This is a genomic window from Kitasatospora sp. NPDC127035 (assembly GCF_042726075.1).
Taxonomy (GTDB): Bacteria; Actinomycetota; Actinomycetes; order Streptomycetales; family Streptomycetaceae; genus Kitasatospora.
Genome location: NZ_JBHXDN010000012.1, coordinates 81,355 through 102,359 on the forward strand (window position 1 = coordinate 81,355; position 21,005 = coordinate 102,359).

The 21,005-nt window shown below is 74.1% G+C and carries 18 protein-coding genes; 13 read left to right on the top strand and 5 right to left on the bottom strand.

Annotated elements, in window-relative coordinates; genetic code table 11:
• Positions 1 to 134 precede the first annotated feature (134 nt).
• From hppD to ACFWIC_RS10810, 6 genes are all read left to right on the top strand, one after another.
• Positions 135 to 1,349, top strand: a complete 1,215-nt coding sequence (gene hppD / locus ACFWIC_RS10785; protein ID WP_329879449.1) for a 4-hydroxyphenylpyruvate dioxygenase — start codon at positions 135 to 137, stop codon at positions 1,347 to 1,349.
• A gap of 154 nt (positions 1,350 to 1,503) precedes the next feature.
• On the top strand, positions 1,504 to 2,712 hold the full coding sequence (locus ACFWIC_RS10790) for a homogentisate 1,2-dioxygenase (protein WP_380517709.1): 1,209 nt from the start codon (positions 1,504 to 1,506) through the stop codon (positions 2,710 to 2,712).
• Positions 2,709 to 3,611 carry a hypothetical protein gene (locus ACFWIC_RS10795; RefSeq protein WP_329949135.1) on the top strand — a complete coding sequence of 301 codons (903 nt, stop codon included), beginning with the start codon at positions 2,709 to 2,711 and terminating at the stop codon, positions 3,609 to 3,611. Before ACFWIC_RS10790 ends, ACFWIC_RS10795 begins: the two co-directional genes overlap by 4 nt.
• Entirely contained in the window at positions 3,608 to 4,828 is a 1,221-nt protein-coding gene (gene fahA / locus ACFWIC_RS10800; RefSeq protein ID WP_380517712.1) for a fumarylacetoacetase, read from the top strand. Before ACFWIC_RS10795 ends, fahA begins: the two co-directional genes overlap by 4 nt.
• Before the next feature lie 247 nt (positions 4,829 to 5,075).
• The gene (locus ACFWIC_RS10805; protein ID WP_380517715.1) at positions 5,076 to 6,131 is read left to right on the top strand and encodes an enoyl-CoA hydratase/isomerase family protein; all 1,056 of its coding nucleotides are present in this window, start codon (positions 5,076 to 5,078) and stop codon (positions 6,129 to 6,131) included.
• A 166-nt stretch (positions 6,132 to 6,297) separates the two neighbouring features.
• Complete coding sequence (locus tag ACFWIC_RS10810; RefSeq protein WP_380517718.1) at positions 6,298 to 7,077, top strand: enoyl-CoA hydratase; 780 nt, start codon at positions 6,298 to 6,300, stop codon at positions 7,075 to 7,077.
• Positions 7,078 to 7,177: 100 nt separating this feature from the next.
• Here ACFWIC_RS10810 and ACFWIC_RS10815 read toward each other — a convergent pair whose 3' ends face one another.
• Positions 7,178 to 9,262 (bottom strand): NAD-binding protein, encoded by a 2,085-nt coding sequence (locus ACFWIC_RS10815; RefSeq protein ID WP_380517721.1) that lies wholly within the window; start codon positions 9,260 to 9,262, stop codon positions 7,178 to 7,180.
• Between the two features lie 211 nt (positions 9,263 to 9,473).
• Here ACFWIC_RS10815 and ACFWIC_RS10820 point away from each other — a divergent pair, with 211 nt between their 5' ends.
• Positions 9,474 to 10,073: a DUF308 domain-containing protein gene (locus ACFWIC_RS10820; RefSeq protein WP_329950843.1), complete on the top strand. Its 600-nt coding sequence runs from the start codon at positions 9,474 to 9,476 to the stop codon at positions 10,071 to 10,073.
• 52 nt (positions 10,074 to 10,125) lie between these two features.
• On the opposite strand, the gene ACFWIC_RS10825 is transcribed toward ACFWIC_RS10820, so the two are convergent.
• Positions 10,126 to 11,529, bottom strand: a complete 1,404-nt coding sequence (locus ACFWIC_RS10825) for a CoA transferase (RefSeq protein WP_380517724.1) — start codon at positions 11,527 to 11,529, stop codon at positions 10,126 to 10,128.
• 21 nt (positions 11,530 to 11,550) lie between these two features.
• Positions 11,551 to 12,180 carry a LysE family translocator gene (locus tag ACFWIC_RS10830; RefSeq protein WP_329950845.1) on the bottom strand — a complete coding sequence of 210 codons (630 nt, stop codon included), beginning with the start codon at positions 12,178 to 12,180 and terminating at the stop codon, positions 11,551 to 11,553.
• A 119-nt stretch (positions 12,181 to 12,299) separates the two neighbouring features.
• Here ACFWIC_RS10830 and ACFWIC_RS10835 point away from each other — a divergent pair, with 119 nt between their 5' ends.
• Positions 12,300 to 12,758, top strand: coding sequence for an Lrp/AsnC family transcriptional regulator (locus ACFWIC_RS10835; protein WP_380356014.1), 459 nt, complete (start codon positions 12,300 to 12,302; stop codon positions 12,756 to 12,758).
• A gap of 94 nt (positions 12,759 to 12,852) precedes the next feature.
• On the opposite strand, the gene ACFWIC_RS10840 is transcribed toward ACFWIC_RS10835, so the two are convergent.
• The gene (locus ACFWIC_RS10840) at positions 12,853 to 14,205 is read right to left on the bottom strand and encodes a cytochrome P450 (RefSeq protein WP_380517728.1); all 1,353 of its coding nucleotides are present in this window, start codon (positions 14,203 to 14,205) and stop codon (positions 12,853 to 12,855) included.
• 335 nt (positions 14,206 to 14,540) lie between these two features.
• Here ACFWIC_RS10840 and ACFWIC_RS10845 point away from each other — a divergent pair, with 335 nt between their 5' ends.
• Positions 14,541 to 15,374, top strand: a complete 834-nt coding sequence (locus tag ACFWIC_RS10845) for a hypothetical protein (RefSeq protein WP_380517732.1) — start codon at positions 14,541 to 14,543, stop codon at positions 15,372 to 15,374.
• Between the two features lie 303 nt (positions 15,375 to 15,677).
• On the opposite strand, the gene ACFWIC_RS10850 is transcribed toward ACFWIC_RS10845, so the two are convergent.
• A complete protein-coding gene (locus tag ACFWIC_RS10850; protein WP_329879074.1) occupies positions 15,678 to 15,983 on the bottom strand; it encodes a zf-HC2 domain-containing protein in 306 nt (101 codons plus the stop codon).
• A 55-nt stretch (positions 15,984 to 16,038) separates the two neighbouring features.
• Here ACFWIC_RS10850 and ACFWIC_RS10855 point away from each other — a divergent pair, with 55 nt between their 5' ends.
• The 4 genes from ACFWIC_RS10855 (at position 16,039) to ACFWIC_RS10870 (ending at position 20,900) form a co-directional block, all read left to right on the top strand.
• Positions 16,039 to 16,626 (top strand): sigma-70 family RNA polymerase sigma factor, encoded by a 588-nt coding sequence (locus ACFWIC_RS10855; RefSeq protein WP_329879073.1) that lies wholly within the window; start codon positions 16,039 to 16,041, stop codon positions 16,624 to 16,626.
• Between the two features lie 241 nt (positions 16,627 to 16,867).
• Positions 16,868 to 18,304, top strand: a complete 1,437-nt coding sequence (locus tag ACFWIC_RS10860) for an MFS transporter (protein ID WP_329879072.1) — start codon at positions 16,868 to 16,870, stop codon at positions 18,302 to 18,304.
• A gap of 55 nt (positions 18,305 to 18,359) precedes the next feature.
• Complete coding sequence (locus ACFWIC_RS10865) at positions 18,360 to 19,760, top strand: cytochrome P450 (RefSeq protein ID WP_329879071.1); 1,401 nt, start codon at positions 18,360 to 18,362, stop codon at positions 19,758 to 19,760.
• A gap of 108 nt (positions 19,761 to 19,868) precedes the next feature.
• A complete protein-coding gene (locus ACFWIC_RS10870; protein ID WP_380517737.1) occupies positions 19,869 to 20,900 on the top strand; it encodes an L-tyrosine/L-tryptophan isonitrile synthase family protein in 1,032 nt (343 codons plus the stop codon).
• The last annotated feature ends 105 nt before the right edge of the window (positions 20,901 to 21,005 follow it).

A 21,005-nucleotide genomic window follows, 5' to 3' on the forward strand; every position in this document is an offset into this window, starting at 1 on the left:
TGGAAATCCGACCTGTTGCCCAACCACCCCGACTGGAGCAAGCTCTCCGCTCAGCCGCACTCGCACCCACCCCGCGGCGCGGCCGCCTCAAGCGGATGCCTCAATGCCGAGGCCTCAATGTGGAGGAACGACCGATGACCCCGCAGTCCCACGCCCTTGAGCTCACCCCCGAGGAGCGCGAGGCCGGTCTCGACGCCGAGCAGCTCCGCCGCCTCGTCGGCCTCGTCGAGCACGACCCCGCGACCGACCCGTTCCCGGTCACCGCGCAGGACGCCGTCGTGTTCGTCGTCGGCAACGCCACCCAGACGGCCCAGTTCTACCAGGTCGTCTTCGGCATGGAGCTGGTCGCCTACTCCGGTCCGGAGACGGGCGTGCGCGACCGCAAGGCCTTCGTCCTGCGCTCCGGCTCCTGCCGGTTCGTGATCACGGGCGGCGTCGCCCCGGACAGCCCGCTGCTGGACCACCACCGCCGGCACGGCGACGGCGTCGTGGACCTGGCGCTGGAGGTCCCGGACGTCGACAAGTGCATCGCGCACGCCCGGGCCCAGGGCGCGACGGTCCTGGAGGAGCCGAACGACGAGTCCGACGAGAACGGCACCGTGCGCCGCGCCGCGATCGCCACGTACGGCGAGACCCGGCACACCCTGATCGACCGCTCCCGCTACCACGGCCCGTACCTGCCGGGGTTCGTCGCCGCGCAGAGCAGGGTGAAGCACCCCGAGGGCTCGCCGCGGCGGCTGTTCCAGGCGCTCGACCACGCGGTCGGCAACGTCGAGATCGGCAAGATGGACCAGTGGGTCGCCTTCTACAACAAGGTCCTGGGCTTCGTGAACATGGCCGAGTTCGTCGGTGACGACATCGCCACCGACTACTCCGCCCTGATGTCCAAGGTCGTCGCCAGCGGCAACCACCGGGTGAAGTTCCCGCTCAACGAGCCGGCCGTCGCCAAGAAGAAGTCCCAGATCGACGAGTACCTGGAGTTCTACACCGGCGCGGGCTGCCAGCACATGGCGCTGGCCACCAACGACATCCTCACCACGGTGGACGTGCTGCGTGCCCGCGGCGTGGAGTTCCTGAACACCCCCGACTCGTACTACGACGACGCCGAGCTGCGCGAGCGGATCGGCAAGGTCCGGGTGCCGATCGAGGAGCTCAAGAAGCGCGGCATCCTGGTCGACCGGGACGAGGACGGCTACCTGCTCCAGATCTTCACCAAGCCGATCGGCGACCGTCCGACCGTCTTCTACGAGTTCATCGAGCGGCATGGTTCGCTGGGCTTCGGGAAGGGCAACTTCAAGGCGCTCTTCGAGGCCATCGAGCGCGAGCAGGACCGCCGCGGCAACCTCTGAGGCGCCGCCCCGGCCCGGCGTCACGCGCCGGGCCGGAAACCGCCGGCCCGGCGCCACCCCGCCGGGCCGGCCATCGCGGAACCGGCACCGCGGGACCGGCACCGCTGGAACCGGCCACCGCTGAGCCGTAGGAAGGTCTGGGAGGAGCAGGACGATGGCGCACTACCGGCAGCTGGGCAGCATCCCGCCCAAGCGGCACACGCAGCACCGCACACCCGAAGGCGGTCTGTACTACGAGGAGCTGATGGGCGAGGAGGGGTTCTCCTCGGACTCCTCGCTGCTCTACCACCGGGGCATCCCCTCGGCCGTCGTGAACGCGGTGCCGTGGGAGTTGCCGGACCAGTCGACGGTGCCCAACCACCCGCTGCTCCCCCGCCACCTCAAGCTGCACGAGCTGTTCGCGGGCCAGGACTGGAAGTCCGCGGACGTCGTGGCCGGTCGCCGGCTGGTCCTCGGCAACGGCGACGTGCGGATCTCCTACGTCGCCGCCGGGGCGCCCAGCGAGCTGTACCGCAACGCGCTCGGTGACGAGTGCGTGTACGTGGAGTCCGGCACCGGCACCCTGGAGACGGTGTTCGGCACGTTGGAGGTCGGCCAGGGCGACTATGTGATCATCCCGCGGGCGACCACCCACCGGTGGCTGCCGACCGGCGACGAGCCGCTGCGCGCCTACTGCATCGAGGCGAACAGCCACATCACCCCGGTCAAGCGCTTCCTCTCCAAGTACGGCCAGCTGCTGGAGCACGCGCCGTACTGCGAGCGGGACCTGCGCGGCCCGGCCGACCTGCTGCCGGCCGACGCCGCGCCCGAGGGCGACGTCGACGTGCTGGTCAAGCACCGCGGCCCGAACGGGATCTCCGGCACCCGCTACACCGTGCCGCACCACCCGTTCGACGTGGTCGGCTGGGACGGCTGCCTGTACCCGTACGCGTTCAACATCCGGGACTACGAGCCGATCACCGGCCGGATCCACCAGCCGCCGCCGGCCCACCAGGTGTTCGAGGGCAACGGGTTCGTGATCTGCAACTTCGTGCCCCGCAAGGTCGACTACCACCCGCTGTCGATCCCCGTGCCCTACTACCACTCCAACGTGGACAGCGACGAGGTCATGTTCTACTGCGGCGGCGACTACGCGGCCCGCAAGGGCTCTGGCATCGCCCAGAGCTCGATCTCGCTGCACCCCGGCGGCCACACCCACGGCCCGCAGCCGGGCGCGTACGAGCGGTCCATCGGCGCGGAGTTCTTCGACGAGCTCGCGGTCATGGTGGACACGTTCCGCCCGCTGGAGCTGGGCGAGGGCGGCCGGGCGAGCGAGGACCCGGGCTACGCCTGGACCTGGGCCGGCCGGGGGCCGCAGCAGTGAACGACACCCGGGAGTCCGTCGTCCCCGAGCTGTTCCGGGGGCTCTTCGACGACGCGGCGGTGTTCCCGCCGGGGAACCTGCCGGTCGCCGAGGCGGCGCCCGCCCACCGCGCGCACCGGACCGCCTGGTACGCCGACGCGGTCGGCCCGTTCCTCTGCGGAGCGGGCCGGCTGGCCGAACTGGGCGGGACGGTCGGCTCCGGGCCCGCCCTCCGGGTCGGCCTGGTGCTGCCGGGGGGCAGCTCCGAGCTCGGCCCGGCACTCACCGCCGCCGCGCCGTTCGAGGTCGCCGGGGTCGAGCTGTCGACCCGGGACGCCCGGGAGGCGATCGCCGCGCTCGACCTGCTGCTGCCGCCCTCCGTCCCGGCGGCCGTCGAACTGCCGCGCGAACTGCTGCGCGGCGACGGCCTGGACGAGGTGCTGGACGCCCTGGTCGACAGCCCGTACCGGGCCAAGTTCCGCACCGGCGGAGTGGTGGCCGGGGCCTTCCCGGACGAGGAGGAGCTGGCCGGCTTCCTCACCGGCTGCGCGCAGCGCGGCCTGCCGTACAAGTGCACCGCCGGGCTGCACCACGCCGTCCGGCACACCGACCAAGCGACCGGCTTCGAGCACCACGGCTTCCTGAACGTCCTGCTCGCGGCCCTGGAGACCGACCGGAAGGCCGCCGCCGAGGTGCTGGCGGAGCGGTCCGGCGAGGTCCTGGCAGCGTCGGTACGCGACCTGACGGATCGTCAGATCACCGCGATCCGCAACTCGTTCACGGCATTCGGCACGTGCAGCATCGTCGAGCCGCTGGACGACCTGGCCGCGCTCGGCCTGCTGTCCGGGCCCGGCGCCGCGCCGGCCGGGTCGACCTCGCCACCCACCTCGCCCGACTCTCCGTCCCAGGAGGACCGTTGACCACCCCCCTCAGCCGGCCGGTGAGCGCCCAGGACTCCCCGTTCGGCGTGCACAACCTGCCCTACGGCGTCTTCACCGCGGCCGACCGGCCGGGCCGGCGGCGCGTCGGCGTCCGGATCGGGGACTTCGTCCTCGACGCCGGAGCGGCCGCCCGCGCCGTCGGGGCGCCGTCCGTGCTGCTCGACGCGGAATCGCTCAACCCGCTGCTGGGAGCGGGCCGTCCGGTCTGGACGCAGGTCCGGGCCGACCTGACCCGCTGGCTCACCGAGGAGTCCTTCCGGGAGGCCGTCTCCCCGGCGCTGCTGCCGCTCGCGGAGGTGGAGCTCCACCTGCCGTTCGAGGTCGCCGACTACGTCGACTTCTACGCCTCCGAGCACCACGCCACCAACCTGGGCCGGATGTTCCGCCCCGGCACGGAGCCGCTGACACCCAACTGGAAGCACCTGCCGATCGGCTACCACGGGCGCTCCGGCACCGTCGTGGTCTCCGGGACGCCGGTGGTCCGCCCGCACGGCCAGCGCAAGGCGCCCGCCGACGCCGCCCCGTCCTTCGGCCCGACCCGGCGGCTGGACATCGAGGCCGAGGTCGGCTTCGTGGTCGGCGCCCCGTCCGCGCTCGGCACGCCGGTCCCGCTGGACCGGTTCCGCGAGCACGTCTTCGGCGTCTGCCTGGTCAACGACTGGTCCGCACGCGACATCCAGGCCTGGGAGTACGTGCCGCTCGGCCCGTTCCTCGGCAAGTCCTTCGCCACCTCCCTCTCGCCGTGGATCGTGCCGCTGGACGCCCTGGAGCACGCGCGGGTCGCCCCGCCGGCCCGGGACGTCGAGCCGCTCCCCTACCTGGACGACCGCGGCGGCGAGCCGTGGGCGCTGGACCTCGCGCTGGAGGTGCGGCTCAACGGACACACCGTCTCCCGGCCGCCGTTCGCCGCGATGTACTGGACGGCCGCCCAGCAGCTCACCCACATGACGGCCAACGGCGCCTCGCTGCGCACCGGCGACCTGTTCGCGTCGGGCACGGTCAGCGGACCGGAGCGGGACACCCGAGGCGCGCTGATCGAGCTGACCTGGAACGGCGAGGAGCCGCTCAAGCTCCCCGACGGGTCCACCCGGACGTTCCTGGAGGACGGCGACGAGGTGACCATCACCGCCACCGCCCCCGGCCCGGACGGCACGCGGATCGGCTTCGGCGAGGTCACCGGCCGCGTGGCGCCGTAGGGGGCCCCGCGGGCCGCACCGGCCGTCCCACCGCGAAGGGCGGCACCGTACGCAACCGGTGCCGCCCTTCGCGCCGGTCGGCGACTCCCCGCCCACCCCGTACCGCTCGGCCGGACGGCGACGTCCACCGGCACCGATGGACGTCCATGATCGCGTCGGTTCTCAGGGGTCACCGCTGCCAGTACCGTGTCCGGAGGAACCATCCGACCTTGCAGCGCGGGACCGATGACGGACGGGAGCGAGCCCGATGAGTGACGAGGTACAGGTCTACCGGGACGGCGGCGTGGGGCGGATCGTGCTCGACCGCCCGAGAGCCCTCAACTCCCTCACCCACGGCATGATCACGACCGTCCGGGCCGCACTGGACGGCTGGGCCTCCGACGACGCCGTCCGTGCCGTGGTCCTGACCGGCGCCGGCGACCGCGGGCTCTGCGCGGGAGCGGACATCCGGGCGATGCACGACGACGCCAAGGCGGGCGGAGCCGGTTCGCGCGCCTTCTTCCGCGACGAGTACCGGCTCAACGCGCTGATCGCCCGCTACCCGAAGCCGTACCTCGCGGTGATGGACGGCATCACCATGGGCGGCGGTGTCGGGCTGTCCGCCCACGGCGCGGTGCGGATCGTCACCGAGCGTTCGGTGGTGGCGATGCCGGAGACCCGGATCGGCCTGGTGCCGGACGTCGGCGGCAGCCGCCTGCTGGCCCACGCCCCGGGCGAGTTGGGCACCCACCTGGGGCTCACCTCGGCCTCGATGGGGCCGGGCGACGCGCTGCTCTGCGGGTTCGCCGACCACTTCGTCCCGTCGGCGCAGGTGCCGGCCCTGCTCGCCGGGCTCGTCGCCGCCGACGGCCTCGACACCGTGGCCGCGGTCACCGCCGCCGTGGCCGCGCACGCCGAACCGGCGCCGCCCGCCGCACTCGCGCGGCAGCGGGCGTGGATCGACGAGTGCTACGCCGCCGACAGCGTCGAGGAGATCGTCGATCGGCTGCTCGGCAGCGGGGTCCCGGAGGCGAAGGAGGCGGCCCAGCAGGTGCTCGCCAACTCCCCGACCGCCGTCAAGGTCACGCTCGCGGCGCTGCGCCGGGCCCGCACGCTGCCGTCGCTGGAGGCGGTGCTGGAGCAGGAGTACCGGATCTCCTGCGCGGCGCTGGACGGCCACGACCTGGTCGAGGGCATCCGCGCGCAGGTCGTGGACAAGGACCGTGACCCGCACTGGTCCCCGGCGTCGCTGGCCGCCGTCACCGAGGAGGACGTGGCGCGTTTCCTGGCCCCGCGTGAGGGTGACGGGCCGGCCCTGTACTGAACAGCCGGACCGACCCGCCCGAGCCACCGGCCCGAACCCCCGGGGCGCGGCCCGTGACGACCGTCTCGCGGAGCGAGACTGGCGCGAGGCGGTCCGGTTCGGAGATCGTGGGGTGGTCAGAGCGCGCCCCGGCGGCGCCGAGCAGTGGAAAAGGGAGTCAACGGCGATGACCGACACCTACGAGACGATCCTGGTCGAGCGCAAGGGCCGGGTCGGGCTGATCACGCTCAACCGGCCGGAGGCCCTGAACGCGCTCAACACGCAGCTCATGAACGAGGTCGTGACCGCCGCGACCGCGTTCGACCGGGACCCGGAGATCGGCTGTCTGGTGATCACCGGCTCCGAGAAGGCGTTCGCGGCCGGCGCCGACATCAAGGAGATGCAGGGCAACCGGTTCCCCGACGTCTACCTGGACGACTGGCTGGGCCCGTGGGACCGGCTCGGCGAGCTCCGCAAGCCGGTGGTGGCCGCGGTGGCCGGCTTCGCCCTGGGCGGGGGCTGTGAGCTGGCGATGCTCTGCGACATCCTGCTCGCGGCGGACACCGCGAAGTTCGGCCAGCCGGAGATCAAGCTGGGGGTGATCCCCGGGATCGGCGGTTCGCAGCGGCTCACCCGGGCGGTCGGCAAGGCGAAGGCGATGGAGCTGTGCCTGACCGGCCGGATGATGGGCGCCGAGGAGGCCGAGCGGGCCGGCCTGGTCTCCCGGATCGTCCCGGCCGACCAGCTGCTGGCCGAGGCGCTGGCGACGGCCGAGAAGGTCGCGGAGATGTCCGCGCCGGCGAGCATCATGCTGAAGGAGGCGGTCAACCGCGCCTTCGAGACCACCCTCGCCGAGGGCGTCCGCTTCGAGCGGCGGCTCTTCCACGCCGTCTTCGCGACCGCCGACCAGAAGGAGGGCATGGCGGCGTTCGCCGAGAAGCGGCCGGCGTCGTTCACCCACCGCTGACAACTGACGACCGCTGACAACCGGCGTACGGCGGCCGGCGGTTCACGGGCGCCGTCGGCCGCCGGCCGCTGCCGGCGGCCGACCGGTCAGCGGTCGCCGGTCACCGGTCCGACTGCTGCTCGGCCGTCGCCCGACCGCCGCCCGCGTTCCCCGGCACCGTGTTGAGCCGGGCGAGTCCGCTGCGTGTCGCGGCGACCACGACCCGGTCGCCCGGCTCCAGGCCCCGGGTACGGTCCGCGTAGTTCCAGTGGTACACCTGCGGGCTGCGGGCCAGCCGGACGGCGAGGACCCGGACACCCCCCGGGTCCTCCAGGTCGTGCCGGTTCAGGCCGATCAGGCCGCTGCCGACCTCGGCCCGCAGTTCGGCGATCAGCAGGACGTGCCGGAACACCGACAGGGTGCCGAGCACCTCACGCCCCATCAGGGCCGCGGCGAAGGCGGGCGCCGAGAGGTAGGACGTCGAGCGGGACGCCGCGTTGTCCAGCGTGGCGTACACGTGATGGGCGAAGTTGTCGTCGAAGAGCCGCACGACGACCCGGACATCGGGCCGGACGGCGCGCGCCTCCAGGGCCGCCTCCAGGTTGGTCGCGTCGTCGCCGCTGACCGCGACCACGGCCCGGCTGCGCTTCAGCCGGGCCCGGCGCAGCTGCTCGGCGAGCGGACCGTCGTCGACCACCACCGGGACCCCCAGCGCGCGGACCGCGGAGATGCCGCGGGCCTGCGGGTCGCGTTCGAGCCCGACCACCGGGACGCCGAGGCCGTGCAGTTGGGCGACCACCCGGGTGCCGACGTTGCCGAGGCCGATCACGATGACGTGGTCGCGGGTGCCGGCGCCGGGGTTGCGGGGCTGGCCGCGCCGTCCGGAGGCGAGGACCTCGACCATGATGGCCGTGGCGACCGGTGCGAAGGTGATCCCGCAGAAGGTGATCACCACCTGGGCGATCCGCTGCCAGGTGCCGCCGGTGCCCGTCCCGGCGGCGGCGTCGGCGGGCTGGTCCGGCTGAGCCGCGCCGGCCAGGTCGAGCAGCGAGACGTACAGCGACCAGCCGAAGTCGCGGTTGAGGTACCAGAGCAGGCCGAAGGCGAGCAGCACCGCGGCCAGGGCGGTGATCAGCACCAGCCGGAGCCGGGCGCTGGTGAAGAAGCGGAGGGTGTCGAGCAGCCGCCAGCGCAGCCGGCGCCACCAGGCGATCCGGACCGGTGGCTCGCTCGGCAGGGTCTGCAGCGCCGCGACCCCGCCGCGACCCTCGGCGGCGGCCCCGGCGACCTCGCGGGCGGCGGTGTCGGCTTCGGCGGCCCGGTCGGCGGCGACCTCGGCGGACTCCGCAGATTCCGCAGACTCGGCGACCTCGGCGACCTCGGAGGACTCGGCGGCCTCGGCGGCCTCGGCGGCCTCGGCGGCAGGTTCCCGGGCGGCCTCGCGGCCGGTGTCCCCGTCCCCGGCCCGATCTCCCGCCCCGTCCCCGCTCCCGGGCGTCCCGGCGGCCCCCTCCGCCCCGGCGGCCCGGCGAGCGGCGGCGCCGGAGCGGATCGGCCCGTCGTCGCCGAACTCCCTGGCCAGCCGCACGAAGGACGCCGAGTCGCCCTCCTGCTCGGGGAGCAGCCGGGTGCGGCCGAGGTCCTGGCGGTCGATCCGGTCGGCGACGACGCAGATCCGGTGGGAGTCGATGTCGTCGTCGTAGGCGATGTGCAGGAAGCGGTCGCCGACCTGGACGGAGTTGGGGCGGGAGAGCGCGGCGGCGGCGAAGGCGGGCGCGGCGGTCGCGGAGCCGGAGAGCGCGGTGCCGTTCCTGAGCAGCCGTTCGATGTTCTCGCCGAGCCGCTGGTTGAACATCCGCAGCACGATGCGGATGTCGGGGTTGTGGCCCTGGGCGGAGAGCGCGGCGTGGATGTTCTCCTGGTCGCGGCCCTCGACCAGGGCGATGCCCCGCGCGGTCTCGACCCGGACGGCGCGCAGCGCCTCCTCGGTGACGCCGGCGTACTCGACGACGGCGGCGACCCCGTCCAGCTGCTCGATCTGCGGTGCGTGGTCGCGGGTCCGGTCCGGGACGAGGACCACCACGGGCACTTCGTAGTGTTCGACGAGTTCGAGCGTGAGGCGGTGGGCGAGCGCGTTTCCGCCGCAGACGATGTAGTGCTGGCTGATCGGTTCGACCGGAGGGGTCCCCCACCCTTCAGAAGTCATATCGCCGGACGATATCGACGCGAGGCGAGGCGGAGATGGACGTCCGGTGGCCTAGGGGAAACAGCCGCGGGGGGAAACGGCGGCGGTGCGGAACGGCCGCGCCCTGAGCCGGGCCGGTCCCCCGAACGGGTGCATCCGGCGGGCGGTGCGCGGCACACGCGGAGATCGTGAGGAACGCCGACCCGCTCCGCTCCCCCAGGAGGACGCCACCGTGGTCTCCCCGATCATCACTCCCGACGGCTCCCCGGTCCGGGGCCCGCTCGGACTCCTCGCCAAGGCCGCCTGGCAGGTCCTGCTGGTCGCCGGGCTCGTCTCGCTCGGCCTCGGGATCATCGTGTTCGTCTGGCCGGAGCAGACGCTGCTGGTGGTGGGCGTCCTGTTCGGCCTCTACCTGCTGGTCATCGGCATCGTCCAGCTGGTCGCGGCGTTCGGCACGCACGCCACGACGGCGCTGCGGGTGCTGGCCTTCATCAGCGGGGCGATCTGCGTGCTGCTGGGCCTGCTCTGCTTCCGCAGCGCGGCCCGGTCGTTGCTCCTGCTGGCGATCTGGATCGGCATCGGATGGCTGTTCCGGGGCATCACCCAGCTCGCGGCCGTGATCTCGGACGCGTCCATGCCCGCCCGCGGCTGGCAGGCCGTCGCCGGGGTCGCGAACACCCTGGCGGGCGTGCTGCTGATGGTCTGGCCGGTCGGTTCGATCACCGCGCTGACCATCCTGTCCGGGTGCTGGCTGGTGATCCTCGGGTTGGTCGAGATCGTGACGGCGTTCCAGGTCCGGAGCACGGCCGGCCGGATCCCCTCCGGCGTCTGACGCCCCGGCCCCGACCCCACCCGGGGCCGGGGCCGATCCACCGATCGGGGGGTCAGTGCCAGGCGGGGGCGTCCGTCCCCCAACGCCCCGGCGGGCGCGACCACCCCGCCGGGGCGCCCGCGTACGCGACGGGCGACAGGGCGTGGCGCAGCCGCCCGTACGGCGAGTCGGTCTCGGTGATCCAGCGCGCCGGGTCGTACGGCTCGTCGTTCGGAAGGACGCGCGGGTCGGCGGTGGGCGCGATGCCCTCCAGCAGCCAGGAGGCGGTGCCGGCCAGGGAGTAGCGCAGCCGGCGGCCGCCCGGGCGGGTCGTGCGCTGGTCGGTGAGGGCCCGCAGGACCCCGGCCGCGATCAGGTAGCCGGTGCCGTGGTCGAGGGCCTGGGCGGGCAGCACACCGGGGCGGCCGTCGGCGCCGGCCTCGATCCCGGCGATGCCGACGCCTGCCTGGACCAGGCTGTCGAAGCCGCGCCGGCCGGACCAGGGTCCGGTCCAGCCCCAGGCGTTGAGCTGTGCGACGACCAGCCCGGGGCGGCGTGCGAGCAGCGCCTCGGGGGCCAGGCCGTGGGCGTCGAGGGAGCCGGGGCGGTAGCCGGTGACGACGACGTCGGCGGTGGCGAGCAGGGTCTCCAGGACGGCCCGGTCGGCGGGGTCGGCGAGGTCGAGGCGGGTGGAGCGCTTGCCGAGGCCCGTGTCGACGTGGGCGTCCTCGGCCTCGGGGAGCCGGGGTGAGTCGACCCGGAGCACGTCGGCGCCGAGCAGGGCGAGGGTGCGGGTGGCGACCGGTCCGGCGATGACCCGGGTGAGGTCGAGGACGCGGATCCCGGCGGCGGGGAGCGGGGCGGGGCCCAGGGGCCGGGGGGCGGCCTCGTCGACGACCCGGGACTCGACCAGCGGCAGCGCGGTCTCCCGGACCGGCGCGACGGCGACAGCGAGCGCCCCCGCCGCGTACGCGCGCTCCTGGACCGACGCGGCCGGCCGCTGCCGCAGCTCCGCGGCGAGCCGCTCGGGCCCGGTGTCGGCGGGCAGGCCGAGGGCGGTGAGCAGCCGCTCGCGGTGGTGCGGGTAGTTCGCGTGGGTCCGGAGCCAGCCGTCGGCGGTCTGCCAGAAGCCGGAGAGCGGCGCGAAGGAGACCGGGGTCCGGCCGTCGATCCGCAGGTGGCGTTCGCTGACGAAGGCGGTGGCGACGGCGCCGTGGTCGATCCCGACCTCCGGTACCGGTCCGCCGGACCGCAGCGCGGCGAGTTCGGCGGCGGCCAGCGAGCAGGCGGCGACGGTGGCCCGGGCGAGGCGCAGGACGGGGAGCCGGGAGGGCAGCACCGCGTCGGGGCCGTGGAAGGCGACCCGCTCCAGCAGGTCCGCCGGCCCCCCGAGGGCGGCCCAGGCATCGGCGGTGGGCAGGTCCCCGACGGGCACGGGACCGGGGCCGGGCGGTGAGGACGTCGAACGGTCTGTCATGAGCGCATTCTGCTCCCGTCCTCAGGCGGTCGCCGTGACACCCGCCACAAGCATCAGCAGGACCGCCGAGACGACGGTCATCCGGCGGGCGGCGGCCGGGTCGGCGCCGAAGCGGCCGCCGAGCCGTCCGCTGGCGTGCGCGACCAGCCCGTAGACGACGGCGCAGGCCAGCACGTTGAGCGTGCCGAGCACGAGCACCTGGCCGCCGACCGGCAGCCCTGCGGCGGGGTCGACGAACTGCGGCACCAGGGAGAGGTAGAGCAGCAGGCCCTTGGGGTTGAGCAGCGCGGTGAGAGCGGACTGGCGCAGCACCGTGGCCGTGGGCTGCGGCCGGGGTGCGGCGAGGGCGGTGCCGCCCCGTCCGCGGCGGAGCGCGAGCAGCATGGTGACGGCGAGGACCAGCAGGTAGACGGCGCCGGTGACGCGGAGGACGGGCAGGGCCGCGGGGACGGCCCGCAGGGCCGCGGCGAGTCCGGCGCTGGAGAGCAGGGTGTGGACCGTGTAGCCGGCGCAGACCCCGGCGACGGCGGTCAGTGCGGCGCGCCGGCCCTGGCCGAGGCCGCGGGCGGCGATGTAGAGCCAGTCGGGGCCGGGCGTACAGACCAGTAGCAGGTCGACCCCCAGGAAGAGGAGGAGGGCGTGGGTGTCCATGGCGGTGACCTGTCGTGCTCGGCCGGGCGGGTTGCGGTCACTGACGGTAGCCGGATCGGCCTGGCATGCGATGGCTACTTCGTGCCCGCCTTCACCACCTTTTGGCAGAATATTGCGCCATGGACCGAATTGACCGCAGAATCCTCCACGAGCTCCAGCAGGACGGCCGTCTCAGCAACGCCGAACTGGCCGCCCGGGTCGACCTCACCCCCTCGCCCTGCCTGCGCCGGGTCCGGCAGCTGGAACAGGACGGCGTGATCCGCGGCTACCGGGCCCTGCTGGACGGCGCGGCGGTCGGGCGCGGCTTCCAGCCCTTCGTGACGATCACCATGCGGCACGAGGACCAGGTCACGGTGGCGGAGTTCGAACGGCGGGTGGCCGAGCTGCCGGAGGTGGTGGAGGCGCACCGGCTGTTCGGGGAGCCGGACTACCTGCTGCGGATCGCGGTGGCGGACATCGCCGCGTACGAGCGGTTCATCACCGGCGTGCTCTCCGGGCTGCCGGGGATCGCCCAGGTCAACTCCCACCTGACGATGAAGCAGGTCAAGACCGACCGGGGCATCCCGACCGGCGGCTGACCCGCGCGCCGTGGCCGGCGTGGCCTGCGTGGCCTGCGCTCAGGCGGCGCTCGGGGGCCGTCCGGAGCGCCCTCCGAGCGCGCCCGGAGGGCACTCAGAAGGTGAACCGCAGCGACCGGACCCGGTGGTCGAAGCTGGACGGGACCAGCTCCGGCTCGCCGACCGAGCGGATCCCGGGCAGGCGGGTGAACAGCTCCCGGTAGAGCACCTTCATCTCCTGCCGGGCGAGGTGCGCGCCGAGGCAGTAGTGCGGTCCGCCGCCGCCGAACCCGAGGTGGGGGTTGGGGCTGCGGGTGATGTCGAAGGCGTCCGGGTCGGCGAAGACCGTCTCGTCGCGGTTGGCGGAGCCGAAGTAGAGCACCGCCTTGTCCCCGGCCCTCAGCAACGGGCCGTCGGGGCCGCCGAGCCGGTGGTCGACGGCCAGGGTCCGGCGGAACTGGATGATCGGGGTGGCGTGGCGGACGATCTCGTCGACCGCCCCGCCGAGGTGCCGGTCGAGGTCGCCGACGAGCAGGGCCCGTTGTTCCGGGTGGGCGGTGAGCAGGTGGAGGCCGTGGGCGAGCGCGTTGCGCGTCGTCTCGACGCCGGCGACGAGCAGCAGGGAGAAGAAGGCCCCGAGCTCACGGCCGGTCAGGCGGCGGCCGTCGACGTCGGCGGTGACGAGGGCGGTGACGAGGTCGTCGGCGGGGCGGCGGCGGCGCTCGCGGCCGAGGTCGGCGACCATGCCCTGCATCCGGGCCAGTGCCAGCAGGCCGCGGCCGGGCATCCGGAGCCGGGCGCGCAGCGGGCGGGCGACGCCGGTGTGCTCGGACGCGTGGTTGACCTGGTCGAGGATCACGCGACGGGGCTCCTCGGGGATGCCCATCATGTTGCAGATCACCTGGAACGGGAGCTCGGCGGCGACCGAGGTGACGAAGTCCTCGGGGCGCTCGCGCTCCACCCGGTCGACGAGGTCGGCGGCGACCCGCCGGATGTCGTCCTCGACCTTGGAGATCAGCCGCGGGGTGAAGGCCCGGGAGACGATGCGGCGCAGCTGGGCGTGGCGGGGGTCGTCCAGGTTGACCATGGAGTCCCCGAACAGCAGCCGGACCCAGCGCGCCGGTTCGGGGGTGGTGACGCCCGGTCCGCTGAGGAAGACGGCGGGGGTGCGGCCGGCCTCGACGACGTCGGCGTGCCGGACGAGGGCGTGGAAGCCGTGGCCGGGGTGCCCGGAGCCGGGTCCGCCGAACCGGGCCGGGGCGGGGAGGCGGCGCAGTTCGGCGAAGGCGGCGGCGCGGACGGCGGCGGGCAGCCGCCAGAACGCGGGGTCGGCGAGGTCCACGGCGGGAACGCCGGCGCCGGGCACCCCGGCGTCGGCCTCGGGTGCGGCCTCGGGTGCGGCCTCGGGTGCGGCCTCGGGTGCGGCCTCGGGTGCGGCCTCGGCGTCGGGTGTGGCGGCGGTGCTCATGCCTGTCCTCCTGCCCCCTCACACCCCGTGTGCGCGGGGTCACATCGCGGGGTCACATCTAGTACGTACCGGAAAGGAAGCTGTCAAACCGTGCTGCTGGTACGACTAACGGGTATTCAGGCACAGACGTCGCAAGCGGGACGTCCGTACCGTCATGAACCAGCCACCGCACGGCCCCCGGCCACCCCACCCGTTCCCGCCGCCCGCACAGGGCGGTAGTGCCCGAACGGCTTGCCCGGGACAGCGGTGCCCGTGGTGGTCGGACGTGGCGGGACGGGGGCGGAACCGGCCAATACCCGAGGGTGCGGTACTGGCCGACGGAGGCGGGTGCGACGATGAGTGTCATCGTGATGACCGACCGGATCCGCTCGCTGCGCGCCGTGGTCTTCGCTGCGCTCTGCGTAGCGCTGGCCGCCGCGGCTCACGTCGCCATGGCCGGCGCCGGGATCTCCCCCCCGGTACTGGCGGGCGCCTTCGGTCTGACCCTCGGCCTCACCTGGCTGCTGGCCGGGCGACAGCGGGGGCTCGGCCTGATCAGCGTCTGGATGGTGGCCGCGCAGACCGCGCTCCACCTGACGTTCGAACAGGCCGGAACGCTCGCCGGGGGCGGCGGGCTCGGCCGGCTGGCCGGGACCGACTGGGCCTCGCTGCTGCTCTGCAATCCGGAAGCCTCTCCCACCGGCCTCTCGCCGGACGACCTGGCCCGGATGGCCGGACTCGACCCGGCGGTGCCACCGGCCGTCACGACGGCAGCCGTCCAGCACCACGCGCACGGCGCGGCGACCACCGCGGACCCGTCCGCGCTGTCCGGCGCCGCGACGTCCGGGGACGGTCTGGCGGCCCACGGGACGGCGGCGCACGACATGGCCGCGCACGGCATGACGCCCGGCATGATCACCGCCCACGTGCTCGCCGCGCTGGCCTGTGCGCTGCTGCTCTGGCGCGGTGAGGCGGCCCTGGCCCGGTTGTTCGAACTGCTCGGTTCGCTGGGCTCGGTGCTGGCGGGCGCACTGCTGGTGCCGCTGCTGGCCCTGCTCGGCTGTCCGGTCGGCCTCCGGCCGCCGACCGCACCGAGAACCGCCGGCCACCGGACCCGGCCGCCCCGGTTGGTGCTGCTCTCGCACGCCCTGGTCCGACGCGGTCCGCCGGTCCTCGCGATCGCCCGCTGACGCGCCCGCCGCCTCCCCCGACACCACCGGTGTCCGGGGCGCGACGGGCCGGTCGCCCTGCGCCGTTCCGCCGGACACCGCGCACTCCCGAGTACCGCTACTCCGGAGTGCGTCCGGCGCCGCCGCGCCGCCAGGGCCCGGGCCCGGCACGTGCCGCCGCCCCCGCAGTCATGCGGGGCGACGTGGCACGACCGGCCCACCGACGCCGAGGGTGCCGCCCGCAGCGGCACCGCCCCTGTCTTCCCCTCAGGACCTTCCATGCCTGACTACGACGGCGCACCGGCCTCGTCCGGCGCCACCGTCCTACCGCGTCCGCCCGTCGTCCCCCTGCCCGGGACGGCCCGATCCAGCACTGCCCCGGCCCGCGTCTCCCCGGTCCGCGTCGCCGCGCTCCGCCGCGAGGCGGGCGAGGAGCCCCGCGGACCAGTCGTCGGAGGGTCCGTCGGTCCGGTCCGCGAGCAGTGGGCCGCGCAGTCGCTCCGCCTGCTCCAGCCAGTCCCGGCACGCCGCGCAGCGCGCGACGTGCTTGTCCAGCCGACGGTCCGGCACACCGGCGGGTTCGCCGTCGAGGCGTGCGGACAGAGCGGTACGGAGTTGCGCGCATCTCATGTGACCATCGTCCCGCACCCGCCCCGACGTGCGACCGCCCGGGTGGGAGGCCGCCGTGGATGACGAACAGCTGACCGCGCTCGCCCTGGCCGCCCGGGAGGGCCGGCCCGCCGACGTCGAGGCCTTCGTCCGGGCCACCCAGCGGGACGTCTGGCGGTTCGTCGCCCACCTCACCGACGTCCAGTCCGCCGACGACCTGGCCCAGGAGACCTTCCTTCGGGCCCTGCGCAGCCTGCCGGGGTTCGCCGGACGGTCCTCCGCCCGCACCTGGCTGCTGTCGATCGCCCGCCGGACCGTCATCGACCGCTACCGCACCGCCGCCGCCCGGCCCCGCTGCGCCGCGCTGCCGGACTGGCAGGAGGCCGCCGAGCGACAGGGCACCGCGCCCACCGCCGGCTTCGAGGACGGCGTGGCGCTGGGCGACCTCCTGGACCGGGTGCCCGCCCAGCGGCGCGAGGCCTTCGTGCTCACCCAGGTGGTCGGGCTGAGCTACGCGGAGGCCGCCGAGGTGGCCGGCTGCCCGGTCGGCACCGTCCGCTCCCGGGTGGCACGGGCCCGGGAGGAGCTGATAGCCCGTCTGCGGGCGGCCGAGACCGGCGACGCGCCTCCGGGAGCGCCCGCCGAGCTGGCCGCCGCCTGCTGAAGCGGTCGGCACGCCACCGGCACCGACCACGTCGGCCGACCGCCGGCACCGCACCGACGCCAGTACCGCGCCTCCGGAGGCCCCCGGGCGGACAAGATCGGCCACGATCGCCATGATCCGGCCAAGTCATAAAAATCCCTCACCTGTTCGGAACTCACCCTCGTGTGCCTCCGACTGCTGTACCGGACACCGCCGCCGAGGTGGTGTCCGGACGGCACGGGGAACGGACGGAGGATGACCCATGGCAGCGCAGCAGTCGCCCGCCACCAGCAAGGCGGGTGACGACCCGGCGCGGTCGGAGGACCGGTGGAGCCTGGTCCTGGCCGCCGGGCTGATCTCGTTCGTCGCGATGCTCGACATGAACGTCGTGAACCTCGCGCTCACCGACATCGCCGACGCCCTCGACGTCTCCTCGACCACCGCCCAGTGGGCCGTGCTCGGCTACCAGCTCCCCCTGGTGGCCCTGCTGCTTCCCGCCGGGCGGTGGCTCGACCAGGTCGGCATCCGCTCCGCGCTGCTCTTCTCCCTCGGCGGCTTCGCCCTGTGCAGCGCGCTGGCCGCCGCCGCACCGTGGGCGAGCTGGCTGATAGCCGCCCGGCTGGCCCAGGGCGCGTTCGGCGCGGTGCTGTTCGTCCTGATGCCGGTACTGGCCGCCACCGCCGTACGGCCCGAGCTGCGCGGGCGCGCGATGAGCGTGCCCGCCACCCTGGGCCCGCTCGGCGCCGTCCTCGGCCCGGTGATCGGCGGCCTGCTGCTGGACCACGTCGGCTGGCGGGCGATCTTCCTCGTCAAGCTGCCGATCTGTCTGGCCGCCTGGCTGATCACCCGGCGCGACGCCCCGCTCGGCGGGCGCCTGCGACTGCCCGACCGCAGCACCCTGGGCGACGCCGCGCTGATCGGCTCGGCGGTGGCCGCCGTCCTGCTCGGCCTCACCCTGGCGCCCGAGGCCCCGCTCTGGCTGCTGCTCCTGCTGCCGGCCGTGCCGCTGACGCTGTTCTGGCTGCGCCGGCCCGGCGGGAAGCCGGTCGCGGCCGTCATGCGGGCCTCCGGCACCGCCGCCGTGAACGGATCGGTGCTGGCGCTGGCCGCCGGGTTCGCCGCCAACCACTACCTGCTCGCCCAGTACCTGCGCCGGGACGACGGCGTCAGCGCGACCGGAACGGCAGTCACCATGCTGGCCTTCCCGCTCGGCATGGTGGTGGCCGGCCGGTTCGGCGGACGGCTCGCCGACCGCTGGGGAGCCCGCCCGACCGCGCTGACCGGCGCCGCCGTGACCGCCTTCGGCCTGCTGCTGCTCGTCCCGGTGGATACCGGCTGGTCCTCGGCCGACATCGCCTGGCGCCTGGCAGTGGCCGGCATCGGCATGGGCCTCAACGGCGGCCCCGTCCAGGCCCTGGTGATGACTTCCGCCCCGCGGGAGCAGATGGCCACCGCCGGCTCGGCCGTCCAGCTCGCCCGCAGCCTCGGGTTCGCGCTCGGCCCGGCGCTCGGGACCGCCGCCACGCTCTACGGCACCACCGAGGTCGCCGGGATCCACGCCGGGCTCCTGCTCGCCGGACTGCTCACCGCCCTCGCCGTCGTCCTCCTGACCCTGCACCACCGCGCCGCCGGAGCCACCGGCGGCGACAGCACCACCGGCACCACCAGCACCAACCGGACGATCCGCAGCAGAGTGTGACCACCGTCGCACCTCCTCCTGCGCACCACAGATCCCGACCGGAGGAAACACCCGCATGACCGACACCGTCCACGACCCGGCCTCGGCCGGCCAGACCGGCGCGGCAGAGACGACGTCGACGGCACCCGCCGCCGACGCGTCGCGCTGCCCGTTCGGCTACGACGAGCTCCCCGATCCGGTCCCGCTGTACGGGCCGGAGTACAAGAGCGACCCCTATCCGCTGTACCGGCAGATGCGCGCCGCCGGCCCCGTGCACCGGGTGAAGTTCCCGAGCGGTGTGGGCGCCTGGCTGGTGACCGGCTACAAGGCCGCGCACGAGGCGCTCAACGACCCCCGGTTCGGCAAGAACCACGACCTCGGCAACGAGGAGTGGCTCAGGCTCGCCTCGATCATGCCGGAGCCGCAGCACTCGCAGCTCCAGGTGCACCTGCTCCACCAGGACCCGCCGAAGCACACCACGATGCGCCGGCTCGTCCTGGACGCCTTCTCACCGCGCCGGGTGGAGTCGCTGCGCCCGCGCATCCAGGAGCTGGCCGACGCCCTGATCGACGAACTGCCGGAGACCGCCCCGGCCGGCGGCGCCGACCTGGTGGCGGGCTTCGCGGCCCACTACCCGTTCCGGGTGCTGGCCGAGGTGATCGGCCTGCCGCAGGAGCTGGCCGTCCGCTTCGACCGCGACTGGGGCAAGGTGGTGCAACCGGTCGGCCCGCAGGACCCGGGCCGACCGGCGTACGAGGGCCGGCTGCACGGCCTGCAGAACTACATCGCCGAGGTGGTCACGCACAAGCGCGCGACCTACGACCCCGCCGGACCCGGCGTGGACCTGCTCGGCCGGCTCGTCACGGCGTGCGACGCCGGCGAGTTGAGCCCCGAGGAGCTCGACTCGATGGTGTTCCAGCTGCTGGTCGCCGGCCAGGAGCCGGTCACCAACCAGATCACCACCATGCTGATCACCCTGCTGCGCCACCCGGAGCAGCTCGACCGGCTGCGGACCGCGCTCACCGCGGACGACGGCGACCAGGCCGCCGGCCCGCGGCTGCTCGCCCGTGCCATCGAGGAACTCCTCCGCTACGACGGCGCGTTCGAGCTGACCACCTGGCGGTTCTTCGCCGAGGACAGCGACCTGCACGGGACCACCGTCCCGGCCGGCGACTCGGTGATCATCTCGCTCAACGCCGCCAACCGTGACGAGGAGCAGTTCCCGGACGCCGACGTCCTGGACTTCGACCGCTCCCCCAACGCCCACATGGCCTTCGGCCACGGTATCCACTTCTGCCCCGGCGCGTCCCTGGCCCGGGCCGAACTCCAGATCGCCATCGGCACGTTGCTCACCCGTCTGCCCGGCCTCCGGCCGTCGGCCGCCGACGGCGAGGAGATCGACTCGCTCGCCTGGGTGCCCGCCGTCCTGGCCCGTGGGGTGAACCGGCTCCCGGTCGCCTACGACAAGCGGTCCTGACCGGTCCGCCCCAGCACCGTCCGGCATCCACCACAGCGTCCCGGCGACCGTCGCCGGGGCGTGGCTCCGCCTGCCCGAAGCCCGTACACCGTTCCGTGGAGGACCAGCATGCCGTCCGCCGGCACTGTCACCAGCAACTCCCAGCCCAGCAACGCCCAGCCCAGCAACGCCCAGTCCGGCAGCACCCGGACCGGCGACACCGGATCCGGGTACACCGCACCGGACGCCCAGACCGTCGCCCGCATCTCCGCCGAGATCGTCGACCTGCTGCTGCCGCACCGCCGCGCCTCCGACCCGGAGATCGACACCACGCCCGAAGACTTCCCGCTCCAGCTGGAGCAGTTGGCGGACTTCATCACCGCCGGCGACCCGATCCTGTTCACCCTGCCGGGCTTCCCGTGCAAGTCGCCCAACCTCGCCAAGGTGCTCAGCCACCTGCCCGACGAGGGCGAGCGGCTCTCGCTCACCTTCCTCAACGGGCTCTGCGAGCAGATCGGCAAGCTCTACGAGCCGGGCGCGCAGATCCTGATCTGCTCGGACGGGCACATCTTCGGCGACCTGATCCACGTCCCCGACGACCACATCGACGAGTACTCCGACGCCCTGACCGCGATGATCGAGCGCGAGGGTCTCGCCCACCTCGCCACCTTCGACCTGCGGGCCGTCCTCGGCGACCTGCCCTTCGACGAGAAGCGCGCCCGGGTGCACGAGAAGTACGCGCCGACCAAGGAGGAGCTGCGCGAGCAGATCCTGACCGACGAGGAGACGGCCAAGCTCTATCGCGGCATCACCCGCTTCCTCACCGAGGACACCTTCGGTTTCGAGGGCACCAAGTCCGCCCTGCAGCGCGACTGCCGCGCCCGCGCCTACGGCGTCATCCAGCGCAGCCGCGCCTGGGGCGACCTGATCGCCGAGCAGCACCCCCGGTCGTTCCGGCTCTCCATCCACCCGCAGAAGGCCGGCGTGCTGAAGTTCGGCATCCGGCTGCTGGAGCACTCCGACGTGTGGATGACCCCGTGGCACTCCTCCGTGCTCCACCGCCAGGACGGCGGCTGGGAGTTGATGCGCAGCGAGGAGGCCGCGAAGGTCGGCCGACTGGTCGAGCGCAACGGCCGGCCGAGCCACTACGAGACCTCCTGAGGCTCAGCCGGGGCCGGCAGCGTCGCCGGCCCCGGCTCCAGGCTCGACTCCAGGCTCGGCTCCAGAGCCGACTTCCGGTTCGACTTCCGGCCCGGCTTCCACCTC